We start from the raw sequence: 21,389 nt of genomic DNA on the forward strand, positions 1-21,389 counted from the left end.
CAGAGACTTAGATCATGGCCAAGACCTCGATGATCAACCGCGAAATCAAGCGGAAGAAGCTCAACAAGCAGCACGGCGCCAAGCGCCTGGCGCTGAAGAAGATCATCTCCAGCACGACTGCGTCGTACGAAGAGAAGATCGAAGCGGCGACCAAGCTGCAGAAGCTCCCGCGTGACTCGTCCGAGAGCCGCCAGCGCAACCGTTGCGCACTGTCCGGCCGCTCGCGTGGCGTCTACAAGAAGTTCGGCCTGGGCCGCAACATGCTGCGTAAGGCGACCATGAACGGGGACGTCCCGGGCCTGCGCAAGGCCAGCTGGTAAGCGACAAGGCCGGCAAGTCTGCTAGACTTGCCGGCTTGCTTCACGCGTCGGGGTCCCGGCGCGACAACTGTATTCGCAATTCCGCGGATATCGGTGCACTCATAGGTGACTTTTAATGAGCATGACTGATCCCATCGCCGACATGCTGGTCCGCATCAAGAATGCGGCGGCTGTTCGGAAGCCGACGGTGAAAATGCCGTCCTCCAAGATCAAGAGCGCGATCGCCGCCGTCCTGAAGGACGAGGGCTACATCGCCGACTTCCGCGTGACCCAGAACGGCGCCAAGGCCGATCTCGAAGTCGTGCTGAAGTACTACGAAGGCAAGCCGGTGATCGAGCGCCTCCAGCGCTACTCACGTTCGGGTCTGCGCCAGTATCGCGGCAAGGATGAACTCCCCAAGGTCCTCGGTGGCCTCGGCGTCGCGATCATTTCCACCTCCAAGGGCATCATGACCGATGCGCAGGCGCGCCAGCAGGGCGTCGGCGGTGAAGTCCTGTGCTTCGTGGCCTAAGCGAGGAGCCTAGACCCATGTCTCGTGTAGCCAAGAAGCCGGTCGCCCTGCCCAAGGGCGTCGAAATTTCCGTGCAGGCCGACAGCATCAACGCCAAGGGTGCCAAGGGCACGCTCAGCGTCCCGAAGCCGGCCGGCATCAACGTCAAGATCGAAGACGGCCAGGCCGTGTTCTCGACCGAGGACGCCGCGCTGATCCCGCTGACCGGTACCCTCCGTGCCATCCTCGCCAACATGGTGAAGGGCGTTTCCGAAGGCTTTGAGCGCAAGCTCGAGCTGGTGGGCGTCGGTTACCGTGCCTCGATGAGCGGCAAGGACCTCAACCTGTCGCTGGGCTTCTCCCATCCGGTGCTGTTCCAGACCCCGGAAGGCATCACCATCGCCACGCCGACGCAGACCGAGATCCTGGTTTCGGGCGCGGACAAGCAGCGCGTCGGTGAAGTTGCCGCCAAGATCCGCGGGTTCCGTCCGCCGGAGCCCTACAAGGGCAAGGGTGTGAAGTACGCCGGCGAAGTCATCATCCGTAAGGAAGCGAAGAAGGCCTGATCCTGAAAGGGATCACCGGGTTTTCGGCTTCGAGGAATCACATCATGAGCATCAAGAACACCGCCCGCCTGCGTCGCGCCAAGTCGACCCGCGCCCACATCCGCAACCTGGGTGTGCCGCGCCTGACCGTCCTGCGCACCGGCCAGCATCTGTACGCCCAGGTCTTCACCGCCGACGGTTCCAAGGTCCTGGCTGCCGCCTCGACCACCCAGGCCGACGTCAAGGAAGGCCTGAAGAGCGGCAAGAATGCCGAGGCCGCCGCCAAGGTCGGTCGCGCCATCGCCGAGAAGGCCAAGGCCGCGGGCGTCGAGAAGGTCGCATTCGACCGCTCGGGCTACCGCTTCCACGGTCGCATCAAGGCCCTGGCTGACGCCGCACGCGAAGGCGGCCTGCAGTTCTAAGCCCTCCGGGGCCGGCTTGAAGGCGTGGGGCTGCGTCCCCATGCCTTGGCCACCTGCCGACGCGGGCTGCGTCGGGCGCGGAGCACGGATTGCCGGTTTCGCGGATCACCCGATGTAACCCACAACGATAAGCGGCCACGCCGCAAGCATCCTCAACTACCGAGTATTCGAAATGGCAGAAGAACAACGTGCACCGCGGGGCCGCGATCGTGATCGCAACCGCGAGGAAGCCGATGACGGCATGATCGAGAAGCTGATCGCGGTCAACCGCGTCAGCAAGACGGTCAAGGGTGGTCGCCAGTTCACCTTCACGGCCCTGACGGTCGTGGGCGACGGCAACGGCAAGGTCGGTTTTGGTTACGGCAAGGCGCGCGAAGTGCCGGTCGCGATCCAGAAGTCGATGGAATATGCCCGCAAGAGCTTCATCAACGTCGATCTGAACAACGGCACCCTGTGGCACGCGGTGAAGTCCGGCCACGGCGCGGCTCGCGTGTTCATGCAGCCGGCTTCCGAAGGTACCGGCGTCATTGCTGGTGGCGCGATGCGCGCCGTCCTCGAAGCCGTGGGCGTCAAGAACGTGCTGGCCAAGGCCGTGGGTTCGCGCAACCCGATCAACCTGGTGCGCGCCACGCTCGCCGGCCTGGGTGAAATGCATTCGCCGGCCAAGATTGCGGCCAAGCGCGGCAAGAAGGTGGAGGACCTGAACCATGGCTAAGAAGGAAGCTTCCGCTGCCGGCACCGTCAAGGTGCGTCTGGTCAAGGGTCTGCGTGGTACCCAGGCGCGTCACCGTTTGTCGGTGAAGGCGCTGGGCCTGAACAAGCTCAACGATGTGCGTGAACTGAAGGACAGCCCGTCTGTGCGCGGCCTGATCAATCAGCTCCACTACCTCGTTCGCGTCGAGGAGTAATCAACATGCGTCTCAACACTCTGCAACCCGCCGACGGCGCCCGCACCGACCGCAAGCGCGTCGGCCGTGGCATCGGTTCCGGCCTGGGCAAGACCTGCGGTCGCGGCCACAAGGGTTCGTTCGCGCGCTCGGGCAAGGGCAAGATCAAGGCCGGCTTCGAAGGCGGCCAGATGCCCATGCAGCGTCGTCTGCCGAAGGTCGGCTTCCGTTCGCTGATCAAGAAGGACACGGCCGAAGTCCTGCTCTACGCACTGGACAAGCTCGACGCCGGTGACATCGACCTGGCCGCCCTCAAGGCCGCCAAGCTCGTGCCGCCGAACGCCAAGCAGGCCAAGATCGTGAAGAAGGGCGAGCTCACCAAGAAGTTCGTGCTCAAGGGCGTGCTGGCCACGGCTGGCGCGAAGGCCGCGATCGAAGCGGCTGGCGGAAAGGTCGGGGAGTAATCCGCGAATGGCGAAGAGCAGCAACGCAATGGCCGGCCTCGGCGGCGGACTCGGCAAATTCACCGAGCTCCGTCAGCGGCTGCTGTTCGTCGTCGGCGCCCTGATCGTCTTCCGCATCGGCTGCTACATCCCGGTGCCGGGTGTCAATCCGGACGCGATGATCGAGCTCATGAAGAGCCAGCAGGGCACCATCGTGGACATGTTCAACATGTTCTCCGGTGGCGCTCTGTCGCGCTTCAGCCTGCTGGCTTTGAACGTGATGCCGTACATCTCGGCATCCATCATCATCCAGCTGCTCGTGCAGATCCTGCCTAGCCTGAAGGCCATCCAGAAGGAAGGCGAGTCGGGCCGGCGCAAGATCAACCAGTGGTCCCGCATGGGCGCCATTCCCCTGGCCGTGTTCCCAGGCCTGGGGCATCGCTACGGCGCTGCAGAGCGGCGCCGTCAGCCAGGGCATCGCGGTGGTCTACAACCCGGGCCCCGGGCTTCGTCCTGACCGCGGTGGTGGCACTGACCGCCGGCACGATGTTCCTGATGTGGCTGGGCGAGCAGATCACCGAGCGTGGCATCGGCAACGGCGTGTCGCTGATCATTTTCGCCGGCATCGTGGCGGGTCTGCCTTCCGCGGTGCTTGGCATGATCGAGCAGATCCGCAACGGCAACATGAGCGCCCCGGCGGCCCTGGTGATCGTCGCGCTCGTGGTGGGCTTCACCTACCTGGTGGTGTTCGTCGAGCGCGGCCAGCGCCGGATCACGGTCAACTACGCACGCCGCCAGGGTGGCCGCAGCGCGTACATGAACCAGTCCTCGTTCCTGCCGCTCAAGCTCAACATGGCCGGCGTGATCCCGCCGATCTTTGCCTCGAGCATCGTGATGTTCCCGGCGACGGCGGCTGCCTGGTTCAGCCAGAGCAACCAGTCGGGCTTCCTGCAGCGCCTGGCGCAGATGCTGAATTCCGGCGAGCCCCTGCACATGATCCTGTATGCGGGTCTGATCATCGGCTTCGCGTTCTTCTATACGGCGCTGGTGTTCAACTCGCAGGAAACCGCCGACAACCTGAAGAAGTCGGGCGCGCTGATTCCCGGTATCCGTCCTGGCAAGGCCACCGCCGACTATGTCGACGGCGTGCTGACCCGCCTGACGGCCGCCGGTGCGATCTACCTGGTCATCGTCTGCCTGCTGCCCGAGATCATGCGCACGCAGCTGGGCACGTCGTTCTACTTCGGCGGCACTTCGCTGCTGATCGTGGTCGTGGTGGTGATGGACTTCATCGCGCAGATCCAGGCGCACCTGATGTCGCACCAGTACGAGAGCCTGTTGAAGAAGGCGAACCTGAAGGGTTCGCGCGGCGGCATCGGCCGCTGACAATGGACAACGTGGGTCCGGCCAAGGCCGGACCCGCCGGCGGACCGGGTATCACCCGGCCGCTTCGAACCCCGGGATCTACCCCGGAGTTCAGATGGGCGACCTGGGCGGCGGTCTCGCGCGCGGGTGGTTCCGGGCCTTTCGCGCGCCAGAGTAGCGCGCGGGGCAGGGCAGGGCGGTTCTTCCGCACTGTCCCGCCAGTCCGGAACTGTCGCCGGAGCATGGGCACACTCCCCATGCCGGGTACTGCGGCCTCGGCCGCGGTGCTTCCAAGTAACCCGAGACCCTGTTAAAATCTCATGTTCACTCCGCCGGGTTAACCCTTGGCGGCCAAACCAGTTGGAGAATCGCGTCATGGCGCGTATTGCTGGCGTCAACCTGCCTGCCCAGAAGCACGTCTGGGTCGGGCTGCAAAGCATCTACGGCATCGGCCGTACCCGTTCGAAGCAGGTCTGTGATTCGGCTGGCGTCACGCAGTCGACCAAGATCCGCGACCTGTCGGAACCGGAAGTCGAGCGCCTGCGCTCCGAGATCGCGAAGTTCGTGGTCGAAGGCGACCTGCGTCGTGAAATCGGTATCGCCATCAAGCGTCTGATGGACCTGGGCTGCTACCGCGGCCTGCGTCACCGTCGTGGCCTCCCGCTGCGTGGTCAGCGCACCCGTACCAATGCACGTACCCGCAAGGGTCCGCGCAAGGCCATCAAGAAGTAAGGGGTAGACAACCATGGCCAAGCCGGCCGCTGCTGCCAAAACCAAGAAGAAGATCAAGCGAGTCGTCACCGACGGCATCGCCCACGTCCACGCTTCTTTCAACAACACCATCATCACGATCACCGACCGCCAGGGCAACGCGCTGTCGTGGGCGACTTCGGGCGGCGCGGGTTTCCGCGGTTCGCGCAAGTCGACCCCGTTCGCCGCGCAGGTCGCCGCCGAAAAGGCCGGCCGCGCTGCGCTCGACTACGGCGTCAAGTCGCTGGAAGTCCGCATCAAGGGCCCCGGCCCTGGTCGCGAATCCGCCGTTCGTTCCTTGAACAACGTCGGCTACAAGATCGTAAACATCATCGACGTCACGCCGATCCCGCACAACGGCTGCCGTCCGCCCAAAAAGCGTCGCGTCTGAGGAGCTGAAGACACATGGCTCGTTATATTGGTCCCAAGTGCAAGCTCTCCCGTCGCGAAGGCGCCGACCTCTCTTTGAAGTCGCCCGTCCGCGCGCTGGACTCGAAGTGCAAGCTTGAACAGAAACCCGGTCAGCATGGCCCGACCGCCCGCAAGGGCAAGTTGTCGGACTACGCCACCCAGCTTCGCGAGAAGCAGAAGGTCAAGCGCATCTACGGTCTGCTGGAGCGGCAATTCCGTAACTACTACAAGAAGGCCTCGAACAAGAAGGGCAACACGGGTGAGAACCTGCTGCAGCTCCTCGAGACCCGGCTGGACAACGTCATCTACCGCATGGGTTTTGCGGTGACCCGCCCGGCCGCGCGCCAGCTGGTCTCGCACCGCGGCGTGACGGTCAACGGCAAGTCCGTGAACCTGCCGTCGTTCCAGGTCAAGGCCGGTGACGCGATCGCGCTGTCCGAGCGTGCCCAGAAGCAGATGCGCGTGCAGGAATCCCTGAACGTCGCTGCGCAGATGGACCTCTCGCCGTCGTGGATCGAAGTCGATGCCAAGAAGTTTGCTGGTGTTTTCAAGGCTGTGCCGGATCGTTCCGACCTGCCGAGCGACATCAACGAAGCGCTGATCGTCGAGTTGTACTCGAAGTAAGGCCGGGCCGGCCCCTCTGGGCCGCCTCCGCCTAATCCCAGGCTGGTGCGTTCTGCGCACCGGCCTCTCCCGCCAAACGGTGGGAGCTCCAAAAGCCTAAAAGCCGTCGTTTCCCCCACGAGCGATGGCATTGCAGGAGAACGTTACAACATGACGGTTACCGCCAACCAGGTACTGCGCCCGCGTGGTCCCCAGATCGAACGCATCTCCGGTCATCGTGCCAAGGTTGTGATCGAACCGCTGGAGCGCGGATACGGCCACACCCTCGGCAACGCGCTGCGCCGCGTGCTGCTGTCCTCGATCCCCGGCTTCGCCATCACCGAGGTCGAGATCGACGGGGTACTCCACGAGTACACCACGGTCGAAGGCCTTGAGGAGGACGTGCTGGAAGTCCTGCTCAACCTCAAGGACGTCGCCATCCGCATGCACACCGGCGAGAGCTCCACGCTGTCGCTGAGCAAGCAGGGTCCGGGTGTCGTCACCGCCGGTGACATCAAGACCGACCACAACGTCGAGATCCTCAACACCGAGCATGTCATCGCGCACCTGACCAAGGACACCGCGCTGAACATGCGTCTGAAGATCGAGCGCGGTTTCGGCTACCAGCCGGCCGCCGCCCGCCGTCGTCCCGACGAAGAGACCCGCACCATCGGTCGTCTGATGCTGGACGCCTCGTTCTCGCCGGTCCGCCGCGTCGCCTATGCGGTGGAAGCCGCACGCGTCGAACAGCGCACCGACCTGGACAAGCTGGTCCTGGACATCGAGACCAACGGCACGATCGACGCCGAGGAAGCCGTGCGCACCGCCGCCGACATCCTCAGCGACCAGCTGTCGGTCTTCGGTGACTTCACCCATCGTGACCGTGGCGCTGCCAAGCCGCAGACCGGTGGCGTGGACCCGATCCTGCTGCGTCCGATCGACGACCTCGAGCTGACGGTGCGTTCGGCCAACTGCCTGAAGGCCGAGAGCATCTACTACGTCGGCGATCTGATCCAGAAGACCGAAGTCGAGCTGCTCAAGACGCCGAACCTGGGCAAGAAGTCGCTCACGGAAATCAAGGAAGTCCTCGCCCAGCGTGGCCTGTCCCTCGGCATGAAGCTCGAGAACTGGCCGCCGGCCGGCATTGCCTCGCACGGCATGATGGGCTGAGCAACACCCGGCCCCCGCCTGACGGCGGGGGTCGTTGCAACACATCGCCGACGGGCCTGAAGGCTCGCGGCACGCCGCCCAGGGAGGGTCGGCTCGGACCATCCGCAGTCCACAGTGCCAACGCCATGAAGGCGACAGAGAAGTCCAACAGTTACAACATTCAACAGGAACCACAGTCATGCGCCACCAGAAAGCCGGACGTCGTCTCAGCCGTACCACTGCCCATCGCGAAGCGATGTTCAGCAACATGGCTGCGTCCCTGATCAAGCACGGCCTGATCCGCACCACCCTGCCCAAGGCCAAGGAACTGCGCCGCGTCGCCGAGCCGCTCATCACGCTTGCCAAGGTCGATGGCGTTGCCAACCGCCGCCTGGCCTTCTCGCGCCTGCGCGACAAGGAAGCCGTCGGCACGCTGTTCACGACGCTGGGCCCGCGTTACCAGTCCCGTCCGGGCGGCTACCTGCGCATCCTCAAGTGCGGTTTCCGCGCTGGTGACAATGCGCCGATGGCCTACGTCGAACTGGTCGACCGCCCCGCAGCGGCGGAATAAGACGCTCCCCGGCTTGCGCCGGGTCGCTCGCACAAAAGCCTCGGCATGTTGCCGGGGCTTTTGCGTTTCTGGAGGGGGCGGGTGTGGCCTCCGGACGGTCCGCTTCGCTTCGCGGCGGACCTCCTGAGGTCTTGGCGGGCTCACCTGCGCATGCTCGATGCCAGGCGCATCGACTGGCCAACGCCCCGGAAGGGCAAAGCTTCCCGGCAGAACGTGCACCGCCCAATCGATGCATTAAGATGCGATGAAGGTCGTATTCACGAACCGCGCGGCGGTCTCGGGCTGCGACGGGGCGCCACGGGAGGGGGTCGATGGGCAAGTTGCTGCGGGGCCTGCACAAGCTGGGCCTGGTCGAGTTGGACGAGGGCGAGCGGCCTATGGATCCCGGGTCCGTCGATGACCTGGCCGCGCCCGCGGAGGAGACTGCGGCGTCAACGACTCCGGCCGACACCGGCCCGCCTGACCTCCCGCCCTTCGTGCCCGAGGTTCCCAGCCAGGTCGCCGAGAACCGGGCCTTCGAGGACATCTACGGGGAGCACCGAATCCCGCCGTCGCCGTACTCGGCCGAGAAACTGGTCAAGGTGCTCGAGGGCCTGCGCGCGATGCAGCCGGAGATGCGCCGGACCGCCGTGATGGCGATCGACAGCGCCGACGACAGCTGGGCCGTCGAGGACGCCGTGCTCGACGCGCAGCGCAAGATCAAGGCGCTGGAGGCCGCCAAGCAGGGCCTCCTGCAGGCCGCGCAGGTGGCGGCGTCGCAGGCGCATTCCGACCTCGAGGCGCGTGAGAAGCAACAGCAGGAAACGATCACCCACATCCGCGGCCAGATCAGCGAACTCGAGGCGATGCTCGCGCGCGAAGTGGAAGGCGCGGCCCGCGACAAGGCCGAGATCCAGGCCGCCAAGCGCGCGACGGAAGAAGCCTGCCTGCGCGAACGCATGCGGCTGGATTCGCAGATCGACGTGCTCCAGGAGATCCCACGCACGTTCGGCGCCGACAGCACGCCCTCCGCGAGCCCGTAAGCGCACCCATTTCCCGTCGCGGCGCCACGCCTGCCGCGCAATCGAATCACAAGGAGACCGCAATCCATGGCCAAACTCACCCCGCTCGCCAAGGGCCTGATCACCGTCGCCATCCTGGGCGTCGCGGCCGCAGGCGCCTGGCATCTGGGCCTCAAGAAGATCATGGACAAGGGCGAGGGCGCGGACGTCGCCGCCGGTGCTTCAGGCGATGGCGCCGCGAAACCGGCGACTCCGGCCGCGGCCACGAGCGGGTCGGGCCCCCTGGGTTCGGCCGGCAACCCGCTGAAGGTCAGCATCGTCAGCTTCCACGGCTATGCGCCGGCGCTGGTGGCCAACGGCAAGTCGCTCAAGACCCAGGCCGGTTCGATCTTCGAACGCAATGGCGTCAATGTGGAACTGGTCATCCAGGACGATATCCCGACCCTGTCGACGATCTTCGAGTCCGGCGCAGCGCATTGCGCGTGGCGCACGTCCGATTTCTGGGCGCAGGAACAACCCAACCTGCGCAATGCCCGCCTCGATGCGCGCGCGGTGATGATCGTGGACAACACGCAGGGCGCCGACGCGATCATCGCGCGCGACCCGCAGATCAACCGGGTCGAGGACCTGGCCGGCCGCAAGGTCGCGATGCTGCAATACACGCCTTCCGATGGCATGACCATCGATGCCGTCGACAACTCCAGCCTGAGCGCGCGCCGCAAGGAGTCGGTGAAGTACGTCTACATCAATGCCGAGGAAGGCACCGCGGGCGTGCGCGCCGCGCTGGAGTCGGGCAACGTCGACGCCGCCGCGCTCTGGGATCCGGACCTGTCGCTGGCGCTGAAGAACATTCCCGGCGCGCACGTCGTCTACTCCACCAAGACCGCCACCAACCTGATCTACGACGTCATCGTGTGCGACAGCCGGGTGCTCAATGACGCTGCCAGCACCGACGCGGTGCAGGGCCTGGTGACGGGCTGGATGGAAGGCGTGGAAGCCGCCAAGCGCAATCCGGACGATGCCGTCGACGCGCTGGTGAAGACCGAGGAGTTCTTCACCCTGTTGGCCAAGGACGAGGGGCGGCCCTTCGTCAAGCAGCTGTTCTCCAACCTGGTCTGGACGGGGCTGGACGACAACGCCCGCATCCTGGGTCTGGCGGGCGGCACGAACCACTACGAGCGCGTGTACCGCCGATTTGACCAGATCTATCGCAAGGCCGGTGCGCTGGCCAACCCGAACTCGCCGGTGATCACCCCGCAGGATTCGTTCGACTACCGCTTCATCCGCAAGCTGCTGGAGAAAAACCAGGCTGCCCAGCAGGCTGCCGCGAAACCCGAGTTCACCTTTACCGCCACCGAGCGCGCGGAGGCCGCGGAGACCGAGGCGGCGGTCACCAAGCCGGTAACGGTCGGCTTCCAGAGTGGCAGCGGTGCGCTGACCAAGCGCGCTGAGAAGACCATCAACGAGGAGATGGTGCCGTTCATCGAAAACAACGGCTCGGCCTACTTCGAGATCTCCGGCAACACCGACTCGACGGGTGCACACGACACGAACATGCGCCTGTCCCGGCAGCGTGCGCAGGCGGTCGTCGAGTACCTGGTGTCGCAATGGGAGTTTGACCGCAACCGCTTCAGCGTGGTCGGAAACGGTCCCGACAAGCCGCTGTGCGACGAAAGCAACCCGGGCAGCGAAGGCCTGAGCCTGGAAGACTGCCGCGCTTCAAACCGCACGACCCGCATCGGCGTGCATACGCGCTGAGCGTTGCCCGTGGTCGAACCCCTGCTCACCATGCCGGCCTCGCGGCTGCAGCGATTCCGCTGCCGGCAACGGCCCGTTTCCACGATGCCTGCCAGACTCGGCAGCCGCCTGCGCTTGGCGCGTTCATGGAAGCGGACAATGCAGGCTGCATCGATCCTTCTCCCTAATCGTCGAGCGCCTTCCTGATCCGAATGGACAGCACCTTCTGGAATCCCTACGCATCGCTCCCGCCCGCACAGCGTCGCGGTTTGGGCATTGGCGCGGTTGTCGCCGTGCTCGCGATCTGGGCCGTGCTGGCCGGCCTGTCCATCGTCAGTCCCAACAAGCTGCCCGCGCCATGGGACGTCGCCAAGGCCATGGCCTACCTTGCCTGGGACGGCGAGAACGGTCGCAGCCTGCTGCTCAACGCGACGATCTGGTCGGTGGGGCGCATCCTCGCCGCCGGTGCCCTGGTGGTCGCCATCGGCATCCCGGTGGGCGTGATCATGGGCGCCTCGCCGCGCATCAACGCGATGTTCTCCCCGCTGGTGGATCCCTTCCGTTCCGCTCCCGTCGTCGCGCTGCTGCCGATCATGGTGATGTGGTTCGGCATTGGTGAGTGGATGAAGGTGCTGTTCCTGTATGCCGGCGCCGTGGTCTATCTGGTGCCGATGGTGCGCGACGCCGTGCAGGCCGTGCCACAGGCCTATTGGGTGAGCGCCCGCGACCTGGGCGCCACGCCCTGGGAGGCCGTCCGCCACGCCGTGCTCCCAATGGCGATGCCTCGCATCGCCGACGCGGTGATCGTGGCCACCTCGGTGATGTGGACCTACATCACCGTGGCCGAGTACGTGAATGCCCGCGAGGGCCTGGGCCAGATGATCCAGAACGCGCGCCGGTTCTCGGCGATGGACCAGGTGTTTGCCGGCATCATCGTGATCATCGCCTTCGCCCTGATCACTTACCAGTTGATGCGCTACGCCAAACGCCGCCTGTATCCGTGGGAGACCGAAGCATGAGCACGCCGGCCTCCGCCGCGACATCGGCAACGGGAAGCGCCGCTACGGCGCCCGCCGCGGTCAGCCTGGAACTGCGCGAGATCGTGCAGGAATACCCGACCGCCGACGGCAAGGGCGTAACCCGGGTCGTCGACAGCCTGAGCCTGCGTTACGACCGGCCCGGCATCAACATGCTGCTCGGGCCTTCCGGCTGCGGCAAGTCGACGGTGCTGCGCATGATGGGCGGCGTCCGTCCGATCGGCGTCGCCACGCCGACCTCGGGCACGGTGCTGATCGACGGCGCGCCCTGCGTCGGCGCGCACGACGATTCGGTAATGGTGTTCCAGCGCTACGCGAACCGCCCGGACCTGAGCGTGTGGGACAACGTTGCGTTTCCGTTCCGCCTGGGCCTGTGGCGCAAGCGCGTCGCCAAGGCGCAGTGGTCCGCGCGGGTCGATGACATCCTGAAGGCCGTCGGGTTGTGGGAGCACCGTGCGCTGCGCCCGGCGCAGCTTTCCGGCGGCCAGAACCAGCGTGTCGCGCTGGCCCGTGCGCTGGTGCTGGAGCCACGCATCCTCCTGATGGACGAGCCCTTCGCCGCCCTCGACGCGCAGACGCGCGTGGAGATGCAGCAGCTGCTCAACGACCTCTACGTACGCCGGCCCTGCCTGATCGTGTTCGTGACCCACGACGTCATCGAGGCGCTCGCACTGGGAGATCGCGTCACCGTGTTGTCCACGCAGCCGGCGCGGATCGCGGACGAATTCACCATCGATGAGCCGCGCCCGCGCAGCGCCACCTGGCAACGCGCCACCGACACCGTGAAGCTCGAGGAGCGCGTCCTGAACCAGCTGCACGCCAAGAGCGCCGGCCGCGGCACCGTGGCGGTCTCGATATGATGCGGTGGCAGGCGACGAAGTGAATTCCCTGGATCCCAGAGCGCCGGTCAACCAGAAGCCGTCCTACCTGGGCGAGATGCTGACCAGCCCGATCAACGTGAACATCGGCCTGGTGTCGGTGATCACGGCGACCGTGCTTTCGTTTCCCTTCGGCCTCGCGGGCGCGGCGCTGCCCCTGATCGCGTTCGGGGCCGGCGAGGCCATCGCTGCGTTGTTCATCCCGTCCTCGCCCACGTTCCGTGACAGGGTCGATCGCCGCCATCGTGTGCGCCAGCGCGAGGCCCGCATCGCCCAGTTGCGCGAGGAGATCCTGCAACGCGCCGGCGACGAGCACGACAACTGGGAAACCTTCGCCCGCCTGCGCGAACGGGTGGCCTCGGTAACCGAACTGCTGCGGCACCGCAGCACGTCCCTGGAAGCCCACGAACTGGAAAAGCTCGAAGACGCCACGGCCGACTACCTGGGCCTGTGGCTGGGCGAGTTGAGCATGGCCGAGCGACTGGAATCGGCGGATGTCGGCCAGCTGCAGCGCCGGGCCGCCGACCTGGGCAAGAAGATCGCCGGCGACGACGCGGATCGTCGCAGCCTGGTCAAGGCCAAGGCCGACCTCGAGGAACTGATCCAGCGCCACCGTCGCCTGGCCAGCCGCAAGGCTGCCGTCGACGCCGCGTTGCTTTCGTTGCCCGATACCGTCGAGGAGATCTACCAGACCCTCATCACCACCCCCGCGGCCGGGGATGCCCGCGGCCAGCTGCAGGAAGCGATCGAGCGCCTGCGCCTGGAAGAAGAACTCGATACTTCCTACACCGTCGAACTGGACCAGGCGTTGCCACAGCGAGTAGTCCGCGCCGCCGCCCAAACGCAGAAGCACTGACATGAGCACCGTCACCACCACCGAACTCCAGCAGCTCTGCGATTTCCGGCAGCACCAGGACGCCGTGCGCGATACGCTCGCCGCCGCGCTGGCCCATCCGGTTTCGCGCCTGCGCTTTCTCGGCCGCTATTCGAGCTGGAACGGCTTCTTCGGCTCCGGCGTGGCCACGCTCGCCGGCAAGATCGGCCGTGCCCGCGGTTGCTTCGTCGATGCCGCGCAGCCGATCGCCGCGATCGCCGACCGCAGCGTCTACGTCGCGAGTTTCTTCTTCGACGCGGCGCGCGACGAGTTCGACGACCGCGATACCGTCCATCGCGACACCCACCGCTGCCTGGCGCAGTCCATGCTCAAGGGCGCCATCGACCACGCACGGCAGGCGCAGGCGATGGACGACAACGCGCTCGCCGGCGTGTTGTCCGACCCGGCCTGGCTCAGCGCGCTCAACGCACGCGTGGCGGCGGGGTACGGCAACGGCACGCCGGACGATCTGCCGCACCTGTTCGCCGGCATCGGGTATCACCTGGGCTCGGAACTGCTGGCCGACCAGGAGTTCTCGATCATCGATCGCACCCTGCACGAACTGGCGCCGGAACTGGTGGCGTACCTGAAGGATGCCCGCGTCAACATCGCGGGGCAGGAACACCGCGCATACCAGTGGATCGCGATCCACTCCGGGCACGGCGGCGGTGCCGAGGCCGATCACTTCGAGTGGGCAACCCAGGGCGTCCGGCTGGCGTTCCGCTTCGTGCCGCAGGCGCAACACGACGGCCTGCGCGACCACCTGCACCGCGGCTTCCGCGAATTCGCCCGCGACCACCGCGAATTCTTCCAGCGCGTCAATTCCGACGCGACCCCCTGATCCTCTACGCACGAACAAGCAAAGGAGTAGACCGAATGTCCTCTGTCAACCTGATGGCGCGCCTGGCCAACCTGTGGCGGGGTTTCGTCTCGCTCTGGGTCTCCGACATCGAGAAGAACCATCCCGAGATCGCCTACGAGAACGCGATCCGCGGCATGGTCGACAAGTACACGAAGCTGCGCAGCGCCACCGCCGCGATCGTGCGTCGTCGCGAGGAGATCGACGCCCGCCTCACCAGTGACCAGCGCGCCCTGGACCAGGTCAACCGCGACCTCGAGGCGGCGCTGGCCACCCAGCAGGACGACATCGCGCTGATCCTCATCCAGAAGAAGGAAGCGCTGGACGCGGCCATCGCCGAGCTCAACCAGGACATGCAGCAGGCCAACGGCGATGCCGAGGAAGCCAAGAGCGCGCTGCTGTCGGTCAAGAGCGAGATCGACAAGCTCAAGGCCGAACGGGACCGCATGCTGGCGCAGATGAAGAGCGCCCAGGCCCGGCTGGCGATCCAGGGGCAGCTGGACGGCCTGTCCGTCGACGCCGAGGTGCAGGCGCTGGACAAGGTGCGCGACCACATCAAGAACACCGTCTCCGAGGCCAAGCTGGCGCGCGAACTGCATGAGTCCGATCTCGACGTGCGCCTGAAGAAGCTGCAGAGCCAGAGCGGCAACATCACCGCCCAGGCCAAGCTCGACGAGCTCAAGCGCCAGCGCGCCGCGCAGGCGTCCACGCAGCGCCAGATGTAAGGGCAGGGCGGGGCGACGCCGCCGCCGCCGCCGTCGCGTTTCTCAGTCCCCTCCTTCGAGCTACCCGCCGCCCGTGACGACCGCACCCGCCGACAAGCCCGCACTGCCCGCCTGGGCCGAAACGGTCCGCCGCAAGTACCTGGGCGGCGAGACCGGCATGTTCGTGCTGTATCGCAACGTCTTCGACGAGATCCTCTACGACGGGCGGCAGTACGACGTGATCGAGTTCCTGTCGCAGGTGCTGCTGGCCGGCAACAAGCAGCATGTCATCGCCTATGACCCGTCGGAAGGCCTGCGTGCGGTGGGCGAGGACCGGACGGTTGCCGAGCCCGCGCTGCGCGCCATGGCCGAGGGCGGCGATCCGCTGGCCTTCATCGAGCGGCGCCTGTCGGGCGGCGTGCACCATGCGGTCATCATCAACTACGCCGGCAGCGTGGCGCCCGCGGGCGAGGAGAACCTGCTCGCCCAGCAGGACCGCATGAACGCCATCCGCCTGCACCGCTGGTCGCAGAGCCAGTGGCTCACCGGCGGCGACAACATCGTCTTCCTGCTCAGTGAATCGCTGGCCGAGCTCAACGCCAAGCTCGTGGCCAATCCGCGGATCGCGGCGATCGAAGTTCCGCTTCCCGACGCCGCCGAGCGGGCGGCGATCATCCGGCATTGCGACCCGGACATCGACGACCCGCACGTCGCGCGCCTGGCCGAACACAGCGCGGGCCTGCGCGCCGTGCAGATCGCGCAGATCCTGCGGCCGCGCCTGGACAAGGGCATGGACGAGGCCGAACGGCGCGCGCTGGTCCTCTCGTTGCTGGGCGACAGTGCCAACGCTGCTGCGCGCGCCGACAAGCTGACGGCGGTCACCGCGGGCATGGAGGCGCAGGAGATCCGCAACCTCATCAATCCCGAGCACCCGCTGCCCGAGCACGACGACCGAGATCCGTACGCCGATGTGATCGAACTGGTCCACCGGCGCAAGCGCGAGATCATCGAGAAGGAATGCGCCGGGCTGATCGAGTTCGTCGACGCACGCCACGGCCTGGATGCCGTCGGCGGCAACGAGGCGATCAAGGCCGAGCTGCTGCGCGTGGCCGAAGCGCTCAAGTCCGGCGACCGGCTGCGCGCGCCGATGGGCATGCTGTTCGTCGGCCCGATGGGAACCGGCAAGACCTTCGTCGCCAAGGCCTTCGTCAAGACCTCCGGCCTGAGCGCGGTCACGCTCAAGAACTTCCGCTCCAAATGGGTCGGCTCGACCGAGGCCAACCTGGAGAAGGTTCTGGGCATGGTGAAGGCACTGGGTCCGATCATCCTCATCATCGACGAGGGCGACCGCAGCTTCGGCAGCCAGAGCGAGGATGGCGACGGCGGCACGTCCTCGCGCGTGGTGGCGCGCATCAAGGAGTTCATGAGCGACACCGACAACCGTGGTCTGGTCCTGTTCGTCCTGATGACCAACCGCCCCGACAAGCTCGACATCGACATCAAGCGCGCGGGCCGCCTGGACGTGAAGATCCCCTTCTTCTACATGGACACCCGCGAGGATGTGGCCGCCGTGCTGGGTGCGCTGTGCCGCCGTTACCAGCTGCCGATTCCTGAAGCCGACCTTGTCGCTTCGCCTGTCGTCGAGAAGCTGATCGGCTACTCGAACGCCGACCTCGAGGCCGTGGTGCTGCAGGCGCTCGCCGTCGCGCAGCGCGACGGCGTGGACGCGGGCTGGAAGCACTTCGAGGAAGCCGCAAACGACTACCTGCCCTCGCGCGATGCGCGCATGCTCGAGTACATGGAGCTGCTGGCCGTGTTCGAATGCTCGCGCCGTTCGATGTTGCCCGCCAAGTACCGCGACCTGCCGTCCGTGCAGCTGCGCGACGCCCTCGCGCAGATCAAGCGCGAACTCCACCTGTGATCCAGGCCGAACCCGGCCCCACCGAGGATTCCCCCATGAACGACCTCACTCCGCAACAGGCCCGCATCATCGCCCACGGCCTCTACGACCTGGCCAACACCGACGGCGTGCATCCCGCCGAAACCATGCTCGTGCAGGAGTTCTACGGCGCCGCGCAGGGCGAATTCGGCGGCGCAGGCGACCTCTCGGTGCTGGCCGCAACGCCCTTCGACATCGCCCAGGCCGCGCAGGTGCTCGACTCGATCGAACTGCGCGGCGTGTTCGTGCATTCATGCGTGCTGCTGGCCTACGCCGACGGCCGTTATTCCGCCGCCGAGCGCGCCCGCGTCGCGGCGCACGCGCAGGCGCTGGGGCTCTCGGCCGAGCAGCTGGCCACCATCGAGGACGGCGTGAGCGACCATCTGATGCAGCAGATCGCGCGCATCGAGAACATCGACGCCCTGGGCGAAGTCGCCCGGGAACTCAAGCAGTCCTGAAGCACACCAAGCCCCCATCCTTCCATCGTCGAAGCGTGCCTGCATGAATCCCAATCCCCTTGCCTGGTCCTTCCGCGCGCAATGCGCCCTGGGTCTGGCCACCTGCGCCGCACTGCTCGGCTTCGCGTTCTACACGCAGTTCCGCGACGTCAATCCGCTCGACCCCTGCAATCTGTGCATCCTGCAGCGGGTCGCCTTCGCGGCGACGGCGCTCGCGTTCCTGCTCGGGGCGCTGCACGCGCCCGGCGGGGCCGCGGGCCGGCGCGTGTACGCGGGACTGGCCCTGCTCGCGTCCGCCGTCGGCGCTGCGATCGCGGCCCGCCATGTCTGGATCACCACGCTGCCCGAGGACGCCCGCCCCAGCTGCGGCGCGCCGCTTGAATTCATGGTCCAGGCCAGCGGCTATCTCGATGCCGTGCGCAAGGTGCTGACCGGCTCGGGTGAATGCGGCAAGGTCGACTGGACGTTCCTGGGCCTGTCGATGCCGGCCTGGAGCTTGGTCTGGTTTGTCGCATTGCTGCTGTGGGCGGGCTACGTGGGATTTCGCCGCCGCTGACGGCGCGCCCGCCGTGGCCGCTCGCGCGCGGTCACAGCGATCATGCAAACCGGGAATGAGCGGTTGCGGCTGCAACCGTTGCAGGGCCTGCTTTTCGGGGACATGATGGGGTTCGCTGCATCGCAGCATCCCCTTTCGCCCCCTCCAGGTTTTCAGGTTGCTTTCGCCATGTCCGCTTCCGACCGCTCCGTCCGCGCCGTTCACCTGCCGTCCGAATGGTCGCCGTCGAGCTGGCGCCAGCGCACCGCGCTGCAGATGCCCACGTATCCCGACGCGACCGAGCTCGAAGGCGTGCTGCAGGAGCTGCACGCGCTGCCGCCGCTGGTGACGTCCTGGGAGATCCTCGCGCTGCAGAAGCAGGTCGCCGAGGCCCAGGAAGGCAAGCGCTTCCTGCTCCAGGGCGGCGACTGCGCCGAGGTGTTCGAAGGCTGCACGCCCGAGGTGATTTCCAACCGCCTCAAGGTGCTGCTGCAGATGAGCCTGGTGCTCGTGCATGGCCTGCGCCTGCCGGTGGTGCGCGTGGGCCGGTTCGCCGGGCAATACGCCAAGCCGCGGTCGGCCGATACCGAGACCATCGACGGCGTCACGCTGCCCAGCTACCGCGGCGACATGATCAACGCGCCGCCCTTCACCGCGCAGGCGCGCACGCCCGATCCGCGCCGCATGATCAAGGCGCACGCGCGCTCGGCGATGACGATGAATTTCGTCCGCTCGCTGATCGACGGCGGTTTCGCCGACCTGCACCATCCCGAGTACTGGAACCTCAGCTGGGTCGGCCATTCACCGCTGGCCGACGAGTACCAGCGGATGGTCGACGGCGTCGGCGACGCGGTGCGCTTCATGGAGACGCTGTCTGGCAGCGAGGTGCACAACCTCAACCGGGTCGACTTCTACACCTCGCACGAGGCACTGCTGTTGCCCTACGAGGAATCGCAGACGCGGCAGGTGCCGCGCCAGTGGGGCTGGTTCAACCTCAGCACGCACTTCCCGTGGATCGGCATGCGCACCGCACAGCTCGACGGCGCGCACATCGAATACTTCCGCGGCATCCGCAATCCGGTCGGCCTGAAGATCGGTCCCTCGGTGACGCCGGACCAGCTGCTGCGCGTGGTCGACGTGCTCAATCCGAACGACGAGCCCGGCCGACTGACGCTGATCCACCGCATGGGCGCCGCAGCCATCGCCGACCGCCTGCCGGCGCTGCTGGAGGCCGTGAAGCGCGAAGGCCGCCGCGTGCTGTGGATCTGCGATCCGATGCACGGCAACACCGAGAGCACCAGCAACGGCTACAAGACCCGCCGCTTCGCCAACATCCGCGGCGAACTCGAGCAGGCCTTCGACCTGCACGCCGCGGCCGGCACGCGCCTGGGCGGCGTCCACCCTGGAGCTGACCGGCGAAGATGTCACCGAATGCCTCGGCGGTGCGCGCGAGCTCACCGAAACCGACCTGGAACGCGCCTACCTCACCTGCGTCGATCCGCGCCTGAACTACGAGCAGGCGATGGAGATCGCGATGCTGATCGTCCGCAAGCAGGCGCGCCTGGGGATGCCTGGCGGCGGGTAGGGCAGGGCGGAGGCGTGGCGCGCCTCCACGCGTTGTGCGGTTCTGGCTGCTTTCTTTGCGAAGCAGCGGCGGCGAAACCATTTGCTGCCGCAGTGGCTCGGCGACCCGCGCGAACGCGGGTCGTCGGCGAACACCTGGCTACTGCTTGGCCAGCGTCGGCAGAAACGTCGGTGCCTTGCGCGCCCGCGTCCTCTGCTCGAAGGCGTAGCCCAGCTGCAGCAGCTTCGGTTCGCTCCACGCAGTGCCCATGAAGACCACGCCCAGCGGCAGGCCCCCGGCTGTCTCCCATCGGAACAGTGAGGCTCGGATACCCCGCCACGGCCGCGGCGCCGTACCCGGCCGGCACGGAGGGGTCGCCCACCGCCTGGTTGACCGTCCACGCCGGGGCCATCGTCGGCGCGATCAGCGCATCCAGCCGCTGTTCGCCCAGCGCGGCGTCGATGCCCTCGACACCGGCCATGCGGCGGATGGCGCTGCGCGTGTCCAGGTAGACCGGATCGCCGAGTTCACCCTTGGCGTTGGCCAACTCGAACAGGTCCTGCCCGAAGTGCGGCATTTCCTTGCCGGCATGGCGCTTGTTGAATTCGATCAGCTGCGCCAGCGTGCGCACGGGGGCCTGCTGTCGTGCGAGGTAGTGCTCCAGTCCGTACTTGAACTCGTACAGCAGCACGTCCAGTTCGCCGGCGCTCCACTGGCCTTCGGTCGGGATCCGCGCGTCGACGACCACCGCACCGGCCGCGCGCATCGTGGCGATCGCGCGTTCCATGGCGGCGTCGATGTCGGGGTTGACGCCCATCTTGTCGCGCAACACGCCGATGCGTGCGCCGCGCAGGCCATCGGCGCGCAGGTGCTGCGGGTAATCGAACACCGCCCGACCCACGCTGTGGCCGGTGAGCGGATCGGCTTCGTCGCGCCCGACCATCGCCGCCAGCAGGATCGCGGCGTCAGTCACGCTGCGCGCCATCGGGCCCGGCGTGTCCTGGCTGTTGGAAATCGGGATGATCCCGTTGCGGCTGACCAGGCCCACCGTCGGTTTCAGGCCGACCAGGCCGGCGACCGACGCCGGGCACAGGATGCTGCCGTCGGTTTCGGTGCCGACGCCGGCACCTGCGAGGCTGGCCGCGATCGCGCTGCCGGTGCCGGAGCTCGAGCCACAAGGGCTGCGGTCGAGGACGTAGGGATTGCGGGTCAGGCCGCCGCGTGCGCTCCAGCCCGACGTCGAACGGGTGGAACGGAAATTCGCCCATTCGCTCAGGTTGGTCTTGCCCAGGATGACCGCGCCGGCGGCGCGCAGTCGCTGCACCACGAATGCGTCCTGCCGCGGCTTGTGCGAAGCCAGGGCGAGCGAGCCGGCGGAATTCACCATCGGCGTGGCGTCGATGTTGTCCTTGAGCAGGATCGGAATGCCGTGCAGCGGCCCGCGCACGCGCCCGGCGCGGCGCTCGGCATCGCGCGCGTGCGCTTCGCTGAGGGCTTCGGGATTGAGTTCGATCACCGCATTGAGCGTGGGACCCGCATCATCGATCCGGGCGATGCGGTCCCAGGTAGGCGCGCGTCAGCGTGCTGCTGTCCAGTTCCCCCGCCCGCATCCGCGCGGCCAGCGTCGAGATGTCCACTTCGGTGACGTCCAAGCTGGCCTTGGGCGCTTGCGGCGCCCCGGACAGGCCCAGGCGGTCGCAACTGGCCGACAGGGCCAACAGGGGCAGGACCATCGCCGCGACCAGCAGGCGGCTGCGGCCGTGGAGACGGCTCGGATTCGACATCGGTTTTTCCCCGGACATGCAGTGCATGGCCGCGCCAGGCGCGGACGCGGCAGCATGGCGCGG

At 66.8% G+C, this 21,389-nt stretch carries 22 protein-coding genes and 3 pseudogenes; 24 read left to right on the forward strand and 1 reads right to left on the reverse strand.

What is annotated here, in order from left to right:
- Window positions 1–14: 14 nt before the first annotated feature.
- From rpsN to I8J32_RS08650, 24 genes and pseudogenes are all read left to right on the forward strand, one after another.
- A complete protein-coding gene (gene rpsN, locus I8J32_RS08535; protein ID WP_200610800.1) occupies window positions 15–320 on the forward strand; it encodes a 30S ribosomal protein S14 in 306 nt (101 codons plus the stop codon).
- 115 nt (window positions 321–435) lie between these two features.
- A complete protein-coding gene (gene rpsH / locus I8J32_RS08540) occupies window positions 436–831 on the forward strand; it encodes a 30S ribosomal protein S8 (RefSeq protein WP_200610802.1) in 396 nt (131 codons plus the stop codon).
- Window positions 832–848: 17 nt separating this feature from the next.
- Window positions 849–1,376, forward strand: coding sequence for a 50S ribosomal protein L6 (gene rplF / locus I8J32_RS08545; RefSeq protein WP_200610805.1), 528 nt, complete (start codon window positions 849–851; stop codon window positions 1,374–1,376).
- Between the two features lie 44 nt (window positions 1,377–1,420).
- Window positions 1,421–1,777 (forward strand): 50S ribosomal protein L18, encoded by a 357-nt coding sequence (rplR, locus tag I8J32_RS08550; protein WP_200610808.1) that lies wholly within the window; start codon window positions 1,421–1,423, stop codon window positions 1,775–1,777.
- 172 nt (window positions 1,778–1,949) lie between these two features.
- On the forward strand, window positions 1,950–2,492 hold the full coding sequence (gene rpsE, locus I8J32_RS08555) for a 30S ribosomal protein S5 (RefSeq protein ID WP_200610811.1): 543 nt from the start codon (window positions 1,950–1,952) through the stop codon (window positions 2,490–2,492).
- On the forward strand, window positions 2,485–2,685 hold the full coding sequence (gene rpmD, locus I8J32_RS08560) for a 50S ribosomal protein L30 (RefSeq protein ID WP_200610814.1): 201 nt from the start codon (window positions 2,485–2,487) through the stop codon (window positions 2,683–2,685). The genes rpsE and rpmD overlap by 8 nt, the downstream gene beginning before the upstream one ends.
- Entirely contained in the window at window positions 2,685–3,128 is a 444-nt protein-coding gene (gene rplO, locus I8J32_RS08565) for a 50S ribosomal protein L15 (protein WP_200613017.1), read from the forward strand. Before rpmD ends, rplO begins: the two co-directional genes overlap by 1 nt.
- Before the next feature lie 7 nt (window positions 3,129–3,135).
- Window positions 3,136–4,493 (forward strand): annotated as a pseudogene (gene secY, locus I8J32_RS08570) (preprotein translocase subunit SecY).
- Window positions 4,494–4,847: 354 nt separating this feature from the next.
- Complete coding sequence (gene rpsM, locus I8J32_RS08575; RefSeq protein WP_200610824.1) at window positions 4,848–5,204, forward strand: 30S ribosomal protein S13; 357 nt, start codon at window positions 4,848–4,850, stop codon at window positions 5,202–5,204.
- A gap of 13 nt (window positions 5,205–5,217) precedes the next feature.
- Window positions 5,218–5,613: a 30S ribosomal protein S11 gene (rpsK, locus tag I8J32_RS08580; protein ID WP_056135964.1), complete on the forward strand. Its 396-nt coding sequence runs from the start codon at window positions 5,218–5,220 to the stop codon at window positions 5,611–5,613.
- Between the two features lie 14 nt (window positions 5,614–5,627).
- Window positions 5,628–6,257, forward strand: coding sequence for a 30S ribosomal protein S4 (gene rpsD, locus I8J32_RS08585; protein WP_200610836.1), 630 nt, complete (start codon window positions 5,628–5,630; stop codon window positions 6,255–6,257).
- Between the two features lie 150 nt (window positions 6,258–6,407).
- Window positions 6,408–7,406, forward strand: coding sequence for a DNA-directed RNA polymerase subunit alpha (locus I8J32_RS08590; RefSeq protein WP_200610838.1), 999 nt, complete (start codon window positions 6,408–6,410; stop codon window positions 7,404–7,406).
- 178 nt (window positions 7,407–7,584) lie between these two features.
- Window positions 7,585–7,956 carry a 50S ribosomal protein L17 gene (gene rplQ, locus I8J32_RS08595; protein WP_200610839.1) on the forward strand — a complete coding sequence of 124 codons (372 nt, stop codon included), beginning with the start codon at window positions 7,585–7,587 and terminating at the stop codon, window positions 7,954–7,956.
- A gap of 311 nt (window positions 7,957–8,267) precedes the next feature.
- A complete protein-coding gene (locus I8J32_RS08600; protein WP_200610840.1) occupies window positions 8,268–8,978 on the forward strand; it encodes a hypothetical protein in 711 nt (236 codons plus the stop codon).
- A gap of 66 nt (window positions 8,979–9,044) precedes the next feature.
- Entirely contained in the window at window positions 9,045–10,715 is a 1,671-nt protein-coding gene (locus I8J32_RS08605; protein ID WP_200610841.1) for a phosphate ABC transporter substrate-binding/OmpA family protein, read from the forward strand.
- A gap of 191 nt (window positions 10,716–10,906) precedes the next feature.
- Window positions 10,907–11,713: an ABC transporter permease gene (locus I8J32_RS08610; RefSeq protein WP_200610842.1), complete on the forward strand. Its 807-nt coding sequence runs from the start codon at window positions 10,907–10,909 to the stop codon at window positions 11,711–11,713.
- Window positions 11,710–12,591: an ABC transporter ATP-binding protein gene (locus tag I8J32_RS08615; protein WP_207526867.1), complete on the forward strand. Its 882-nt coding sequence runs from the start codon at window positions 11,710–11,712 to the stop codon at window positions 12,589–12,591. The genes I8J32_RS08610 and I8J32_RS08615 overlap by 4 nt, the downstream gene beginning before the upstream one ends.
- 19 nt (window positions 12,592–12,610) lie before the next feature.
- Window positions 12,611–13,465 (forward strand): hypothetical protein, encoded by an 855-nt coding sequence (locus I8J32_RS08620; protein WP_200610854.1) that lies wholly within the window; start codon window positions 12,611–12,613, stop codon window positions 13,463–13,465.
- A gap of 1 nt (window position 13,466) precedes the next feature.
- Window positions 13,467–14,324 (forward strand): hypothetical protein, encoded by an 858-nt coding sequence (locus tag I8J32_RS08625; RefSeq protein WP_200610856.1) that lies wholly within the window; start codon window positions 13,467–13,469, stop codon window positions 14,322–14,324.
- 35 nt (window positions 14,325–14,359) lie between these two features.
- On the forward strand, window positions 14,360–15,067 hold the full coding sequence (locus I8J32_RS08630; RefSeq protein WP_200610867.1) for a PspA/IM30 family protein: 708 nt from the start codon (window positions 14,360–14,362) through the stop codon (window positions 15,065–15,067).
- A 73-nt stretch (window positions 15,068–15,140) separates the two neighbouring features.
- Window positions 15,141–16,967, forward strand: coding sequence for an ATP-binding protein (locus I8J32_RS08635; RefSeq protein WP_200610869.1), 1,827 nt, complete (start codon window positions 15,141–15,143; stop codon window positions 16,965–16,967).
- Between the two features lie 35 nt (window positions 16,968–17,002).
- Window positions 17,003–17,443 carry a tellurite resistance TerB family protein gene (locus I8J32_RS08640; RefSeq protein WP_200610872.1) on the forward strand — a complete coding sequence of 147 codons (441 nt, stop codon included), beginning with the start codon at window positions 17,003–17,005 and terminating at the stop codon, window positions 17,441–17,443.
- A gap of 43 nt (window positions 17,444–17,486) precedes the next feature.
- Window positions 17,487–17,999 (forward strand): disulfide bond formation protein B, encoded by a 513-nt coding sequence (locus I8J32_RS08645; RefSeq protein ID WP_200610875.1) that lies wholly within the window; start codon window positions 17,487–17,489, stop codon window positions 17,997–17,999.
- Between the two features lie 168 nt (window positions 18,000–18,167).
- A pseudogene (locus tag I8J32_RS08650) lies at window positions 18,168–19,563 on the forward strand (class II 3-deoxy-7-phosphoheptulonate synthase).
- A 138-nt stretch (window positions 19,564–19,701) separates the two neighbouring features.
- On the opposite strand, the pseudogene I8J32_RS08655 reads toward I8J32_RS08650, so the two are convergent.
- Window positions 19,702–21,275 (reverse strand): annotated as a pseudogene (locus I8J32_RS08655) (amidase).
- Between the last annotated feature and the right edge of the window lie 114 nt (window positions 21,276–21,389).

Origin of the sequence: Lysobacter solisilvae, from assembly GCF_016613535.2 — a bacterium.
GTDB lineage: Bacteria > Pseudomonadota > Gammaproteobacteria > Xanthomonadales > Xanthomonadaceae > Agrilutibacter > Agrilutibacter solisilvae.

What these genes read in the sequence shown, in the direction of transcription:
- I8J32_RS08615 (WP_207526867.1), top strand. Translation starts at nt 11,710, where the DNA reads ATGAGCACGCCGGCCTCCGCCGCGACATCGGCAACGGGAAGCGCCGCT.
- I8J32_RS08630 (WP_200610867.1), top strand. Translation starts at nt 14,360, where the DNA reads ATGTCCTCTGTCAACCTGATGGCGCGCCTGGCCAACCTGTGGCGGGGT.
- I8J32_RS08645 (WP_200610875.1), top strand. Translation starts at nt 17,487, where the DNA reads ATGAATCCCAATCCCCTTGCCTGGTCCTTCCGCGCGCAATGCGCCCTG.
- I8J32_RS08610 (WP_200610842.1), top strand. Translation starts at nt 10,907, where the DNA reads ATGGACAGCACCTTCTGGAATCCCTACGCATCGCTCCCGCCCGCACAG.
- rpsH (WP_200610802.1), top strand. Translation starts at nt 436, where the DNA reads ATGAGCATGACTGATCCCATCGCCGACATGCTGGTCCGCATCAAGAAT.
- rpsM (WP_200610824.1), top strand. Translation starts at nt 4,848, where the DNA reads ATGGCGCGTATTGCTGGCGTCAACCTGCCTGCCCAGAAGCACGTCTGG.
- rplF (WP_200610805.1), top strand. Translation starts at nt 849, where the DNA reads ATGTCTCGTGTAGCCAAGAAGCCGGTCGCCCTGCCCAAGGGCGTCGAA.
- rpsE (WP_200610811.1), top strand. Translation starts at nt 1,950, where the DNA reads ATGGCAGAAGAACAACGTGCACCGCGGGGCCGCGATCGTGATCGCAAC.
- I8J32_RS08590 (WP_200610838.1), top strand. Translation starts at nt 6,408, where the DNA reads ATGACGGTTACCGCCAACCAGGTACTGCGCCCGCGTGGTCCCCAGATC.
- rpsD (WP_200610836.1), top strand. Translation starts at nt 5,628, where the DNA reads ATGGCTCGTTATATTGGTCCCAAGTGCAAGCTCTCCCGTCGCGAAGGC.
- I8J32_RS08625 (WP_200610856.1), top strand. Translation starts at nt 13,467, where the DNA reads ATGAGCACCGTCACCACCACCGAACTCCAGCAGCTCTGCGATTTCCGG.
- rpsN (WP_200610800.1), top strand. Translation starts at nt 15, where the DNA reads ATGGCCAAGACCTCGATGATCAACCGCGAAATCAAGCGGAAGAAGCTC.
- rplQ (WP_200610839.1), top strand. Translation starts at nt 7,585, where the DNA reads ATGCGCCACCAGAAAGCCGGACGTCGTCTCAGCCGTACCACTGCCCAT.
- I8J32_RS08640 (WP_200610872.1), top strand. Translation starts at nt 17,003, where the DNA reads ATGAACGACCTCACTCCGCAACAGGCCCGCATCATCGCCCACGGCCTC.
- rpmD (WP_200610814.1), top strand. Translation starts at nt 2,485, where the DNA reads ATGGCTAAGAAGGAAGCTTCCGCTGCCGGCACCGTCAAGGTGCGTCTG.
- rpsK (WP_056135964.1), top strand. Translation starts at nt 5,218, where the DNA reads ATGGCCAAGCCGGCCGCTGCTGCCAAAACCAAGAAGAAGATCAAGCGA.
- I8J32_RS08605 (WP_200610841.1), top strand. Translation starts at nt 9,045, where the DNA reads ATGGCCAAACTCACCCCGCTCGCCAAGGGCCTGATCACCGTCGCCATC.
- I8J32_RS08600 (WP_200610840.1), top strand. Translation starts at nt 8,268, where the DNA reads ATGGGCAAGTTGCTGCGGGGCCTGCACAAGCTGGGCCTGGTCGAGTTG.
- rplR (WP_200610808.1), top strand. Translation starts at nt 1,421, where the DNA reads ATGAGCATCAAGAACACCGCCCGCCTGCGTCGCGCCAAGTCGACCCGC.